Source organism: Ligilactobacillus ubinensis (assembly GCF_024160875.1).
In the GTDB taxonomy this organism is placed as follows: domain Bacteria; phylum Bacillota; class Bacilli; order Lactobacillales; family Lactobacillaceae; genus Ligilactobacillus; species Ligilactobacillus ubinensis.
Window position 1 is genome coordinate 1 of sequence record NZ_JAIULA010000018.1, and the last position, 14,959, is coordinate 14,959.

11 protein-coding genes are annotated in these 14,959 nt (G+C 34.2%); 2 read left to right on the forward strand and 9 right to left on the reverse strand.

Translation table 11 applies throughout. The annotated features are described in order from the left end of the window. Positions 1-125 precede the first annotated feature (125 nt). Complete coding sequence (locus LB941_RS08845; RefSeq protein ID WP_253361308.1) at positions 126-1,325, reverse strand: acetate/propionate family kinase; 1,200 nt, start codon at positions 1,323-1,325, stop codon at positions 126-128. Between the two features lie 877 nt (positions 1,326-2,202). Between LB941_RS08845 and LB941_RS08850 the strand changes: the two genes are divergently transcribed. Further along, the gene (locus LB941_RS08850) at positions 2,203-2,769 is read left to right on the forward strand and encodes a hypothetical protein (protein ID WP_253361311.1); all 567 of its coding nucleotides are present in this window, start codon (positions 2,203-2,205) and stop codon (positions 2,767-2,769) included. Here the strand turns inward: LB941_RS08850 and LB941_RS08855 are convergent. From LB941_RS08855 to LB941_RS08870, 4 genes are all read right to left on the reverse strand, one after another. Then, positions 2,759-3,517, reverse strand: a complete 759-nt coding sequence (locus tag LB941_RS08855) for a hypothetical protein (protein WP_253361313.1) — start codon at positions 3,515-3,517, stop codon at positions 2,759-2,761. The genes LB941_RS08850 and LB941_RS08855 overlap by 11 nt on opposite strands. Before the next feature lie 102 nt (positions 3,518-3,619). Beyond that, positions 3,620-4,693, reverse strand: a complete 1,074-nt coding sequence (locus LB941_RS08860; protein WP_253361315.1) for a WxLIP family cell surface protein — start codon at positions 4,691-4,693, stop codon at positions 3,620-3,622. A gap of 39 nt (positions 4,694-4,732) precedes the next feature. Next, complete coding sequence (locus LB941_RS08865) at positions 4,733-5,440, reverse strand: WxL domain-containing protein (RefSeq protein WP_253361317.1); 708 nt, start codon at positions 5,438-5,440, stop codon at positions 4,733-4,735. Between the two features lie 122 nt (positions 5,441-5,562). Continuing rightward, positions 5,563-7,479 (reverse strand): collagen-binding domain-containing protein, encoded by a 1,917-nt coding sequence (locus tag LB941_RS08870; protein WP_253361319.1) that lies wholly within the window; start codon positions 7,477-7,479, stop codon positions 5,563-5,565. Between the two features lie 382 nt (positions 7,480-7,861). Between LB941_RS08870 and LB941_RS08875 the strand changes: the two genes are divergently transcribed. Next, a complete protein-coding gene (locus tag LB941_RS08875; RefSeq protein WP_253361321.1) occupies positions 7,862-8,458 on the forward strand; it encodes a recombinase family protein in 597 nt (198 codons plus the stop codon). Positions 8,459-8,619: 161 nt separating this feature from the next. Here LB941_RS08875 and LB941_RS08880 read toward each other — a convergent pair whose 3' ends face one another. The 4 genes from LB941_RS08880 to LB941_RS08895 all read right to left on the reverse strand — a co-directional run. Further along, positions 8,620-9,756, reverse strand: a complete 1,137-nt coding sequence (locus LB941_RS08880; RefSeq protein ID WP_253361416.1) for a mannitol-1-phosphate 5-dehydrogenase — start codon at positions 9,754-9,756, stop codon at positions 8,620-8,622. Next, entirely contained in the window at positions 9,756-10,202 is a 447-nt protein-coding gene (locus LB941_RS08885) for a PTS mannitol transporter subunit IIA (RefSeq protein WP_253361324.1), read from the reverse strand. Before LB941_RS08885 ends, LB941_RS08880 begins: the two co-directional genes overlap by 1 nt. 23 nt (positions 10,203-10,225) lie before the next feature. Beyond that, positions 10,226-12,010 (reverse strand): PTS mannitol transporter subunit IIBC, encoded by a 1,785-nt coding sequence (locus tag LB941_RS08890; protein WP_253361326.1) that lies wholly within the window; start codon positions 12,008-12,010, stop codon positions 10,226-10,228. 499 nt (positions 12,011-12,509) lie between these two features. Next, positions 12,510-14,959: lectin-like domain-containing protein (locus LB941_RS08895; RefSeq protein WP_253361328.1), on the reverse strand; the 2,450-nt coding region annotated here is incomplete at its 5' end.

Here is a 14,959-nt window from a genome sequence, read left to right on the forward strand (position 1 = left end):
TAGACAGCTAGATAAGCTATACCAATTTATTGTAAAAACTAAATATTTAATTTATCAGTACCACTTGTTAAAGAGCCAAATTTTATTATTTCATCATTTCAAATCAGAACCATTCTTAGCTTATTTTATTGTTGTTTTTTTAAATTAACCACATCTCTAGCAATCATCAATTCTTCGTCTGTCATGACCCGCATTACCGTAACATTTGAATTAGGTGTTGAGATTATATTATTAATTCCCCGCTTATTGTTTTCTTGTACATCCAATTCAATTCCCATATATGCTAATTTTTCAACAATGCGAGCCCGAACTGAACTTGAGTTTTCACCAATACCTGCGGTAAATATAATTCCATCTACGCCACCCATTTCAGCAATATACTGTCCAATATAATCAAGAACTGTTCTTTCAAAAATATCCATTGCTAATTGCGCCCGCTCATTGCCATTTTTAGCTGCTACACTCACATCACGACTATCTGAGGAAACACCAGAGATTCCTAGCAAGCCGGATTTCTTATTTAAAATATCTAGTATATCGTTAATAGATGTAATGTTTAGCTGATTCATTGCATAGGCTACAGCTGACACATCAATATCACCTGAACGTGTTGCCATAGTCACTCCAGCTAGTGGCGTAAAGCCCATCGATGTATTGTATGATTTACCATTTTTAACAGCACAAATTGAAGCACCTGCTCCCAAATGACAGCTAATAAGTTTTAATTTTTCTAAAGGCCGATTTAATAGGTTAGCTGCTTCTTTAATTACATACCTATGACTCGTTCCATGTGCACCATAGCGCCGAATTCCCAATTTTTCATACCATTCATATGGCGTACTATAGACATAATTAACTGCCGGCATTGTCTGATGAAAAGATGTATCAAATACCGCCACAGAACACGCATATGGCAATGCTTCTCTAAATGCTTTGATGCCTATTAAGTTTGCCGGATTATGTAGTGGTGCAAGATCTGCAATTTTCGCAATTTTTGCAACGACTTCATCATCAACTATTACAGATTGCTTGAAATACTCACCACCAGCAACTACTCGGTGGCCTACTCCATCTATTTCCATATAATCCCGAATTATTTCTAACTTGATTAGCATTTCCATCAAAATAGCTACTGCAATTTTGTAGTTTGCAATTTCCATGGTTGCCTGATACCTTCGTCCTAAGCCATATTTGATGTCAATATTTGAATCTTGAATACCAATTCTTTCTATCTTACCCGAAGCAATAACTTCTTCTGTTGGCATCATAAATAACTTGAACTTTAAACTAGAACTACCAGAATTAATTGCAATTACTTTTTCCATTAGAAACCCTCCGTTAACAATATGTATCTATATACCTAGAATACCTTTTTTAAAATCAGATGACCATACCATTATATCAGATTGCGCTTACATTAAATATATAATTTATTTATCTCAATTCCAAAATTACTTTCTACACTACTTTTAAAATGCTTTCACAATAATTTTACGCTATTTATTTCACCATCCTATTAATTATATTTTTTATGCAATAGATGTTATTAAAATCTCACAAGGTTTTCTCCGTTAAATTCCAAAAGAACACCATTTACAAATTTTAAAAGCTAATTTTTTTCTAATAGTATCCCAAAAGCATCTCATTTGGTTAAAAAGACTTTTAAATTCATAGTAATCCAATCCTTGTTAAATATACCCTTATCTTCTAACATCACAGCGTTATTTTTATGAATTCGTATCCAGAAATAAAATGTTTATTAATTTTTTATTCTCTTTAATTTAATTTTTTGCATACTAATTCTCTTATTAGCAAAAAATATATATCTTTATGTCCAAAAAGCAATCATTATTGCTTTTGAAAATTAAATAACTAAATGATCATTTTCAATCAACTAAAAAATAAATATTTAAGTAAAACACTGATATATAAGGAACCATTAGCATTAACTTTCATCAATATATTTGATTATATATTCACAAACAATGCAAGTTTAAAGAAACATAAATTTGTTTACAAAAAGTTTATAAGTACCCTTGAATTTTACGTTACAACTGCCTATTATTTAAGTAAAGAGAGAGATAAGCATAGCTCTTTTATTACTAAATTTAATATATTGAAAGGAAGGATTTATCAGTGTTTAGAATTAACAATTTGAGCTCCTAGCCATCCTAAATTGCCTAGGAGTAAACGGAGGTAATTATGATGAAAAAATTATTAACAGTTTTATTTTCGATTCTTTCGTTTGTTTTCATGGTAAATTATACAACTGTTGCAGCTGACACAACTACGCCTAGCACTACAGACACCTTAACCTCAACAGTGTCTTTTACTGTTAGTGCAGGTAGTTTAACTTTAAATTCTGTTCCCGAGCTGACTTTTTCGACTAATAACGAAAAAGAAAAACTTAGTTCTTCACTATTAAGCTCCAGCAGTGAAAAAAAATATGCTGCCTCCACCAATAACAGTAGCAGTGCATTGACCGTTACCGATTATCGTGGTGCAACAAATTCTAACTGGGCTGTTTATGCTCAATTTTCAAGTGATAATGCAGCTGTCATTAATGTTGATACAAGCTCATCATCACAGATGACATTATCAAGTAGCAATAGCAAAGTATCATCAAATGTTGCTAATACTGCTGGTAAAGCAAAAACAACTGTCCAAAACTCTGAGTTAAGCGTTAATAAGAAACAAAGCACTGATTCCTCAGATGTTAAGGGCACCGTGACTTGGACCCTAGCTGATACTGCAGCAACTAATCATTAGAAGCCGCTGTATTATCAAGATTCCAAATAATCTTGCCGCTATATGTTCCTGGTTTAAATTTTTCAAGTTGCTTCGTTGTTAAACTGCTAAAATTAAGTGTTGTCGAGACACTCGAAACAATATTACTAATACCCGCTCCTTGAGTAGGATCTGTTTTTGACGTAATAACAGCACTCGTATTCTGACTTGTTATTGTTACTGGACTTATTTGATTTGTTGTTGAATCATGTGAAAAATGCAATGTAATACTAGGTGAGATGCTAGTTTTCCCATTACTAAAGGGAGTTACGATGGCCGAAACAACCCACCCACGATAATTTTTACTATAACCACGATAATCCGCAACACTTAACGTTCGATTAGTGGTCGTCGAAGTTGATTGGTTAGATTGCGACAATGCTATATCATCGCCATTATAAACATCAGCTGCTGAAATCGTCTTAAAATCTAAAGCCGGAACTGTTTGCAAGATAAGCGTACTATTATTACCACTACTAGAGCTATTTGTTGCACCATTGTTTGAATTTGCGCTCGTATTCGTTTGAGTACCCGTCAAATTTTGATTGCTTGCACCATTATTAACATTATTTGATGAATCTCCGGTTCCAGCTACGACAGTAAAAGATGCCGTTGAATTACCTGATGTATCAGCAAGGACATGAGAGGCGGTAGGAATACAACTAACCAGAATCAAGCCACTGCACAATAAAAATATTCTTTTCATTGTGTTTTTGTGCCTAAGCATCATAGTTTTAAGTTCCCCTTTACAATAAATCATCTAGTTACCAGAATAAAACTGGTCAGCGGAACTAACCAGTTTTATAAAGTCTGAAGAAAATTTGATTATTAACTAATCTTCTTTCTCTTCTTTTGTTTCTATTTCTTTGTTATCCTTACGTTTACCAGCTCTTCTACCAAGTAAAAATGTAATTAAGATAATTAAGAGTAAGACTATTACACCGATTGTAATCCATAGCCATGTCCAATTACGAACAACATTTGCTTTCTTGTTAACCTTATTGGCCTGTTTAGTCGTAATCGTAAAGTTGCGATCAAAGACCCATTTAAACGTGCCAGAACGAGCAACTAAATGTAGATGATATTTACCTGCTTTTAATGCATTGTTGTTCCAGTCGATTGAGTAATTAAAGTTAGAATTTGGCGCCATACCCATATTCTTTTGAGTGGACTTGTACAGAACCGTTCCACCCTTCGTACGTGAAATCTGTGCTTTAATACTCATATTAGTTATCATCGTTGCGCGTGTATTTTCAAGATTCACTTTTACTGCTGGACTAAAATTAGACGTATCTGAAATACTTGGCTTAATCGCATTCATCTTTAAATGTGGTGACACTATTGTTGATGTATCTTCACGTAAAACCACACCTAAAGCTAATGCAAAGCGATTTTTAATTGACATACCCTTTTGGTTAGTAGCCTGAGCCGAAGAAGTTGAGCTATCAAGAAAATAAAATGCACCTTCCAAGATACCCTTATATGACTTTGCAGGCATCGTTAGAGTAAATGCGACCTGCTTAGTTGCCTTTGGTCCTACAGTAACTTTCTGCGGTTCACCAAAAATATCCGATAATAGATATGGTGCCGAACTTAATCCGGTAAGTTTGTTTTTATTGTAAGCTTCTGAACCAGAATCACTTGTATATGCAGTATTCGGATAAGCAGTGATTGTCTTTGTTTTATTTGTTAGATTAGAAACATTAACATAAACTGTTTGTGTTTGGTTAGGACTAACCTTCAAATCAAAATACGTTGCACTTTTTGTATATTGATTGTCTGGAATGACCGCCGAAACAGTAAAACCTGCCCCAGATGAAGCATTGGCCACTATTGGCTTAGCAAATAACAGTAAACCAAAGACACCAAGAATTACCGTAAGAAAATAACATAGATTTTTTTTCAAAACTCAATCTCCTATAAAGAAATTTGAAACCAATAATGCTTAGTTAGAAGCTGTATTACTTAATGTCCATGTAACTGTTGAACTATATGAATGACCACTTACTGGTGAATTACTATCGGAGAAACCTAATGTAGCAGAGCCAATAGTAGCAGATGCAGTTCCAATCCCTTTAGTATCATTACCATTACTACTCGATGAAAAAACATTTGTTGCAGAGCTTCCAATAGCTGTTCCACTTAATGTACCACTTGTTGTTGTTAACCCTGAGATTGTTGCTGTTAATTCATTTGTGTTAGTTGCATCTGATGTATCTTTGAACTTGCTCATACTTGCCGTTACATTCCATTCTGGTGTATCACCAGTTGATGTTGCAGCCCCACGGTAATCTTTAACAGATAAATTATTTGTTACACTTGAGGATGCAACAGTACCTCCATTAACAATAGTAGAAACATTAATAGTTCCAAAACTAAATGATGGTGCTGATGTCAATTGTAAAGCGCCACTATCGGTATTAGGGTTAGTTGTTGTATTACTACTATCATCACCTGCAGTAACTGTAAAATCAGCTGTTGTTGTACCAGTTGCTGAAGATGAACCACTTGTAGCACTTGTAAAAGTAGAACTTGAACTACTTGAACTTGAATCAGTATCAGCAGCGTGTATTGAACCTGTTGATAATGCCAAACTAGCGCCAAAAGCAGCAGTAACTAAAGCTATACCCTTAATACTCTTTAATGAAATCATTGAAATTTATTTCTCCTTTATTATATAAAAATATTTTTTTATCTAAATTTATAAAATTTATGTGACATACATAGAAATCCAAAAGTGACAAACCGACTAAAAATACCAATATATTTACCAAATTAATTGCCATTGCCGCTGTAACTTATACTCCAGTAAAGAGGTATAGTGTACGATTGGCCGGGCGTCACCTCCTTCATTGTTGTGGTAGAGTTACCTAAAGCCACATTAAGTGCAAAAGTTGTACTTGCTGTATTACTAGTTGTGTTGCTCAATACTGTATTCGAATCACTCATTGTATCGGATGCAACACTAAAAGGATTTAAGCTATTATCTTCTATCTTTATCTTTACAGCTGTTGGATCATAAAACAAATTAGAAACTGTTGTATCCTTAATCAAAGATACTGTTAAGCTAGCATTTACTCCAAAAGTATTAGTAAATGAAATATCTTGATCACTTGATGTTGTTCCTGTAGTTGAACCCAAAGCCACATTTCCTACACTTGTTGTAGTAGGCATAGTTGCAGTTAATGTCCCTGTTTCATCTAACGTTGTAGTAAATGTTGATGGATTACTGTCATCAACTTTTGTTGGATCCGCTGTTTTAGCAATCGCAAAAGTTAACTTATTAGAACGTTGCAAATTCAAACCAATTGTTGTTGTACTGTCTGCAGTAGATGTTGAATTAGCACTAGATGATGTCAATGATTTGCTATAACCCGTTAAACTTGAAATAGTTTGACCATTTGTAAAGCTTTGCCAACTGCCATCATTAACTTTAACGAAAGTATGGTAATCACTTCCCAAATCACTAGATGTAGTAATTTCAGCTGTTGTAGCATTAGTTGTGTTCGCTGTAACTGGGATAGTAATTGTTCCATCAGAGGTAGTTGCTTGAGCCTCAGCAACTCCATCAGACGAATCATTTTTAAAAGTTACCGAACTTATTGTCGGCGTACTAGTTGACACTGAGGTACCTGTCCCTGGAAAACTATCTGAAGTGATAAGACTATCTGAAGTGTTATCTTGTGTATCTATTTGAATATTACTTCCAACAACATTTGTTATATATCCACTATATGACTCATATGAATTTCCCACATTTACACTAGCATTAGGTGCTAAAATCGCACCTGTAAAAGGATATCCACTCCAAGCATTACTAATATCTACAGAACTCGCCTTAGAAAAATTATTAATAATATATGGTGCCCATTGTTGCTGTGATATGTTTAATCCATTTACATAATACTTGTTTGAAAAGGTAAATTCAGTTTCCGGCCAATTTACAACAATATATGGTTTCACGCTACTATTACCTGGGATTTCTATATCAATTCCTTGAGCCGATGAATCAACATTTAAAAAAACAATTGGTATTCCTGAGTAACTCGAATCAAGTGTTATATTAAAGGTTTCTATATTATTTGTACCCGTAGAAGATGTTACACTCGCCCCAGTTGTTGTACCTTGTTCATACTGACTACTTATACTTTCAAGTTGTGTTTTTGCATTAGCAAAAGAAGTAACTCCCGAATTTAATGACTTAAAATAGTCACTTACACTTTGATCAGATTTCCTAGAACTTACATTCTTTAACATGTCCTGTGTTAAAAAATTATTATCCACATTTGTTGGTAATGTGACACTATCAGCAATATATTTATTACTAGTGTTAGAAAAATAATTCGCTGTCCCAATACCTCTTAAAAGATTTGTATTGTCTGAAGTTACTTTACCTAAAACTAAGGCCGGACTTGCAAGTGTTGCATCAGATTCAAAGGATGCACCTCCAGTATTAAGCCAAACTTGATTACTACCAAAATCAACTGTATTTGCCGCAATTCTTGCATTTACTTTAACACCACTATTACTAAAAGTAAGATTTCCTGCTGTTGCAAAATACTTAAATTTGCTAGCCACCCCCAATGGATTCGATGTAACATCGACAGAAGTCGCCTCTATTTTTTTTGCGAAAAGTAAAAGCGATATTACAAGTGACAAAGAAACTAACACGATACTTCTTATCTTTTTCATGTCAACCTCATCATAATTTTTCTTACAAAAAATATACCTAATCAAAATTCTTAACTATATATATCAATTAGGCTAGACCCTAAATACTATATGAATTATACTCAAATAAAAAATTAATATATTATCGTATAATTAATATATTTGTGTATATAAACTACTATTAAATGACATAAAATAGTATAAAAAATCTTTTCCCGAAAAATACTTAAAAAAATTTTCATTGTATGCTTGACATTTCATGCAAATCGCTATAATATTTAAGATAATAATTAGGGTCTACTCAAAATAGTACATTAAGTGTAAAATATATATTATATTCTAGTTCTACGATGAGCATTCAAACTAGATGACCATTATAATTTTGATATAGGGTGTTATATATATGAAAATCGGCTACGTTAGGGTTTCTTCGAAAGATCAAAACCTTGCACGACAAATAGAAAAATTAAAAACGATACCAGTTGATAAGATATTTTCTGAGAAAGAATCTGGTAAAAATATCCAAAGTCGCTGTGAACTTGTAAAATTAATGAAGAGCATTAAAAACAATGATATTATTTATGTGACTAGCCTAGATAGATTAGGTAGAAATGCCGAGGACTTAACAGAAATAATTCAGTTTTTTAGAAAAAAAGGTGCAACATTACAAAGTTTAGATTTACCAGATTTCTCTGCAATACCTGATTTAAATTTAAGAAATATGCTAACAGATATATTAATTACTGTTTTTAAATTCCAAGCGCAAAGTGAAAGAGAGCGAATTAGAGAGCGGCAAAGACAGGGAATAGCCTTAGCAAAAAAGAGAGGCGTATATAAAGGTAGGCCTGTTTTATATAGTGCTACGTCGCCTAATCCTAAAAAAAGAAAGATTTATTTTTCACTAAAAAAAGAATTGAAAAAAGGTGTATCTATAAGAGAACTCGCCCAAAAATATAAAGTTAGCTTAGGTACTATTTTAAGAATTAAAAAAGAGATATAACTATTTCTTTTCTATCCTTAGACCCAGCCCTTAGATATCAATTCTAACGAATATTAGTATTCTAGTTTTCATTTTTCAAAAAAATAAAATAGTATTGGATAGGAGTGTTGTTTTATCCAATACTATTTTATTATAACTACAACCATTGTTTCTCTATCAAGTTATTTCACTACTGCAACAACTTGATCAATTAACCCTTCATCTTGTAACCCTGTTGTTTGCTTAACAACCGTCTTAATGTCTTTTGTACGTAACATTTCTTGTAATTTTTGACTTTCTTCATCCTGAGGTTCATCAAATTTATAGATTAATCCAACTGTCTCAAGCAATGCAGTATAGCTTAAATCTCTTTCCTTTGCTTCACGAATGGGACGAATGAAACGTTCATCAAAGCCTAATTTTCTAATTGGTGTTCGTCCCACACGTGCAATATCATCTGAGATGTAGGTGTTTTGGAAACGACTCACAATTTTTGCTTGATACCGTTCATGTTTGCTTCGATCAAAACCCCATTTAGCAATTAATAAATCGCCAGTTTCTTTCAAAACACGTTTCAATTGATTTAATACTTTTTCATCTTTAATTGCATCACCAATAGTTTCATATCCTAAACTTTTCCCTGTATATGCAACTGTAGCGTGCCCTGTATTCACAGAAAAGAGTTTGCGTTCAATAAACGGCTCCAAGTCCTTAGCATATTCTACAGCTTTTAATTTCAAATCGGGGTTAGCCATTTGATGTTCATCAATAACCCATTCCTTAAAAGGCTCCACTGCAACAAACAATGGATCTTCATGTTTTTGTAATGGAACTATTCGATCAACTGCTGCATTTGGAAAACCAATATATTCATCAGCAAAAGCTACATTTTCTTTAGCAAGATGACTATAGACATCTTTTTTCAGATTTTGACTTCCGCCTATCATATTCTCACAAGCAATTACATCTAATTTCTTTGTATTTCCAGTTTGTTTACGTGCTTCAATTCCAGAAGCAATTAGTGGTGCGATAAATTTTAAAATCTTAGGACCAATTGCTGTTGTTACAATATCAGCATCTTCAATAGCAGCAACTACTTTTTCTGGATTCTTACCATTATTTATACCACTAACGTTTGAAACGGAAATTTGTTTCTGCCCAGGTGCAGCTAGTTCAATTGTATATCCATGACGTTCATTTAACGCATCTATAATTGTTTCATTTACATCAACAAAGTTAATTTCAAATCCGTTACTGTTTAAAACTTCACCAATAAATCCACGACCGATATTACCTGCTCCAAAATGTACTGCTTTCATCATTTTCCGACCTCTTTTAATAAATTGATAATTTCTTCTTCACTTTGTGCATCTGCTAATTTTGCGACATTTCTAACATCACTACAAAATAGCGCAATCTGTGACAAAATATTTAGATGCTCACCATTTAATCCAGCAATTCCAAAAACAACTGTTACAACTTCTGCCGATGAACTTTCATCATCGCTAAAATCAACGCCCATTGGAATCTGAACAATTGAAATTCCAGTTTTCTTGATATATTTCTTACCATCATCAGTTCCATGCGGAATGGCGATAAAATTACCCATATATGTGGAAACATCATCATTACGAGTAATCATTGATTTGATATACTCAGGTTCAACACAACCAGCTTCAACTAATAAGTTACCAGCTAATTCAATTGCTTCGTTTTTTGTTGCAACATGTTTATCTAATACAATCATGTTTTTTTCTAAATCCATTTTACTCACCTCGCTATGCAAAATTATTTCAACTTACTTACGATCTCATCATATTGTTGTGATGTTAATAAATCATCAACCACAACGATTTGGACATTTGTATAACGTAGACGTAAATTTTTAGCTGCTTGTTGTGTTGCTACAACTAAATGTGCGTCATTATCTGCTAAATCATTGATAGTCACGTTTTTAACAGTTACTTTTTTACCCGCTTTATCCAATCGCTCTTTCAATAATTCAGTTGCCATTGTTGCAGTTCCTTTATGCTGATCATGACTAATAAAGTTAACTTCAGTCACCTTTGCAAAATCTACATCATTAGCTGTCGTTACTGTTGCTGTCGTTTTTTGTACTGGTGTAGTTGCTTCTTCACTTGATATCTGCGTTAACGCCTTCAAATTCGCAATCACTTCATCATATTTAGGACTACTTAAGAAGTTATCAACTGCCACATGCATCGCATTTGGTGTTTTCTGAGCAGCACGTTCTGCTAATTCCGCTTGCGTAATAACTAATAATCCTTGTTCATCTTGCAAACGATTAATTGCTGTATTTGTAACACTTATATCTGCAATACCAGCCTTTTTAACTTTGTCGCGTAATAAAGATGCTCCCATAGCTGATGATCCCATACCAGCATCACAAGCAAAAATAACTTTTTTAACATCTTTATAACTCTCAACTGATTGTTGGGCAGCTGCAGCGGTGGGCATCCCTTTTGATTCATCCTTCATGCGTTGCATTTCAGCTTGTTTTGCATCCAAGTCAACATCATCCATCGATTTATCAGCTTTCAAAATGAATGAAGCTACTATAAAGGAAACAATTGCAGCAACCAATACCCCACCAAATGTTCCTAAATACGCTCCTTTAGCCGTCATCAAAGCAATTGCTATTATTGAACCAGGTGAAGCAGCTGCTTTTAATCCACCACCTAATAATTGGAATGTGAACGTACCACTAACACCACCCGCAATAGCTGCAAAAATCAGTGCTGGTTTCATCAAGATATATGGAAAATAAATTTCGTGAATCCCACCAAAAAATTGAATTATAGCTGCACCAGGTGCTGAACCTTTTGCACTACCCTTACCAAAGAACATGAATGCTAATAAAATTCCAAGCCCTGGTCCAGGATTTGACTCAAGCAAGAACAAAACAGATTTTCCGCTTGAAGCTGCTTGTTGAATTCCCAATGGAACTAAAATTCCATTCCCAATAGCGTTATTTAAAAACAAAACTTTTGCCGGTTCAATAAAAATATTTGCTAATGGTAGCATATGAATTGAAATAATCCAATCTACGCCTTTACTCATAAAATTACTACCAGCAACAACTAGTGGATTAACAATATATGTTCCAAAAATCGCAAGTAGCATTCCAATAATCCCGCTGGAAAAGTTGTTATAAATCATTTCAAATCCGGATTTAACCTTATCTTGGAAAAGTTCATCAAATTTCTTAATGCACCAACCACCTAATGGGCCCATAATCATTGCCCCAAGAAACATTGGTATCTTAGCCCCGACAATCACACCCATGACGGCAATTGCACCTACTACCGCACCACGCTCATCATAAACTAAACGTCCACCTACATATGCAATCAATAATGGCAAAAGATAATTAAGCATCGGTGTAATTAATAAAGCAATCTTAGCATTGGGAAACCAACCACTTGCCATAAACATTGCCGTAATTAAACCCCAAGCAATAATTGCGGCTATATTAGGCATAACCATACTACTAAGGTTTGTACCTAACTTTTGAATCTTAGCTTTTAAAGATGTATTTTTTCTAGCCTCCATTTTGGAAACCTCCTCTTCTTGTTTACACTTATTATGTTAAGTCTCGATGATACCGTTTACAAGAATATCTATCGTTAACTTTGTCGCTTTACTTTGTGTCATAGTTTTGCTTTTTATTTCACAAACACTTTTTATATAACCCCAAATTTAGGTCTATAACCCGGGAAATTATTAATATTGTTAATCATTGTTTGAACATCAACCATTTCCATCTAATTTATTGACATTCCTAATATATCTTGTATCTCTCGAAATGCTCATTTTAAGTTAAGAGAGCGTTTTTAAGTTAACTCTTTTTCCTTCTCATAAATCAAAACAAGTGGTTTATTTGTACAAACATAAGAAAAAGGATCCTAACTTTCGATAGAATCCTAAAAGTAAAAATCAATAATTATTACGCTGATATTAAGCTTTGAAACTCTGTGAAAATATAACGATATCTATTATATCTGCTATTGTCAACAAACTCTATTTCATTTAAGAGATATGAGCTATTGATCTATTTAATTCCCTTTTTTCTCTTTTTACCTATTCCAAATAATCCACCAATACTTGCCAATGCTACTAAGATTACCCCTAGTACTGTTTCTCTATTATTTTGAGCATCCCCAGTCTGTGGCAACGTTGCTTTTGTAGAAGCACTAGATTCTGAAGGTTTCGATGCTGTAGTAGCACTGTCTAATTGCGTAACCTCATTGTTATTATTTGTTGTTGAACTATCAGAGGTTGGTGTGGTTGGTGTATTTGTTGAACTATCAGAGGTTGGTGTGGTTGGCGTTACATCTTTTGTATATACCACTGTTTTTTCAACATCAGCTGTATCTGCTGTTATACCTGTAATTTCTCCTACTTCTAACTGGTCTGCTGTATACCCCGAAATTGTTGGCGATGTCACTGCTGCAAAACTTGTTCCATTTTCAGCTGTCCAGTCTCCATATGTTTTATTGCCTGTTACACTGTCTGTTGTAACTGTTCGTGTAAACTTAACTGGTGTTGCTGTATAGTCAGCCGCTGCTTGACTACCGTCACTATATACATAGTGGATAGTTTCGTTAACCTCTTTACTCTCTGTACTTTCACTTGTTTTATGCGTCAAGTGTACTTCATAACTCTTTACTGTACCATCCTCATCATACACTACCCCTGTACTTGGATAGTCATCACTTACTAGACTATAACCTTGATTCTCATAATCTTTGATAGTATCTGTTGTTCTGTATGAGTCTGTTGTTCCATAGTCACCTGACAGATTTTTTGTGCTTAATGTTTTATCTGTCGTGTCATCTATATATGTTACTTTTGCTTTTTCAGTATTAGCTGTATATACCACTGTTTTTTCAATATCAGCTGTATCTGCTGTTATACCTGTAATTTCTCCTACTTCTAACTGGTCTGCTGTATATCCCAAAATTGTTGGTGATGTCACTGTTGTAAAACTTGTTCCATCTTCAGCTGTCCAGTCTCCATATGTTTTATCGCCTGTTACACTGTCTGTTGTAACTGTTCGTGTAAACTTAACTGGTGTTGCTGTATAGTCAGCCGCTGCTTGACTACCGTCACTATATACATAGTGGATAGTTTCGTTAACCTCTTTACTCTCTGTACTTTCACTTGTTTTATGCGTCAAGTGTACTTCATAACTCTTTACTGTACCATCCTCATCATACACTACCCCTGTACTTGGATAATCATCGCTCACTAGACTATAACCTTGATTCTCATAATCTTTGATAGTATCTGTTGTTCTGTATGAGTCTGTTGTTCCATAGTCACCTGACAGATTTTTTGTGCTTAATGTTTTATCTGTCGTGTCATCTATATATGTTACTTTTGCTTTTTCAGTATTTAATACATAAACATAGATAACCGTTCCATTATTTCCCCAACTGCTTAAAGTACCTGTTAATCCATTAGTCAGTGTACCACTATCTGTATAGTTAGTACTATCAGTCCCTACAACTTTTTCTAAAGTATAACCTGTTATACTCTTTGGTGTTGTTTCATATGTCTTTCCTTGATATGAGCCATCTGGATAACTGACGCTTCCCGTTGTTAATTCATTACCTGCTTCATCTACATATTTGACATTAACTGTAGCTGCTTCATAGTAATCAAAACTTTCAATTTGAAATTGTTGTAAATTATTTGCACCACCTGTAGATGCGCTAACTACCATTGCCATTGCTTCAGATGCTGTAGAAACCGTTTCACTCCATGTTAAGATTGTACCATCCGTTTCGGTATAAGAAATTGTTAATTGTTTTGAAGTTCCATCATAAGAAATTACAAACTTATGCATTTCTCCATTTAAATTATCATTACTCAATGCCTGAACCGAGTTTGTATCAACCGTTCCCCACCAGCGTGTATAAGAATTCCCATCGTCGCCCGTAATAATCTTTTCAGTTGTGTTTACAAAAGCTCCATATTTGCCTGTGCTTGTAGTTGGATCTGCTTCCCAACCATATTGATTAGTTTCATCTCCTGTTGAAGAAGGTGATTTATAACCATTATGCCAAGTGTCTAATTTAAATCCAACCACATTTTCTAAACCGCCAATTCCCAAATTACCGCCAAAAACCCCTAAATCATCAGTATTACCACTATGAAAAGCAAAAGATATGCCATCTGCACCATATACATTACTGCCTAAATTCACATACCCAGTTAGTGTAAAACTTTGATTCATATTAATTTTACTATCCAATGTAAAATTTCCAACTTCATTTCCACTAGCAGTAGTCAATGTTACTATACCTGTAGTTGAATCATAAGTAGCTGACCCATTCAACGTAAAATAATCAAGAAAATTACCTTTAGTCACCTCAACCAATCCTGAGTCATTCTCAGCACTAAGAACGACAGCCTTCGCAGACACTAAATCGTTTGCGCTTGTTGATGCCACTGCACTTGTTGATGTTGCTGTACTTGTTGCATCTGCGCTTGTTG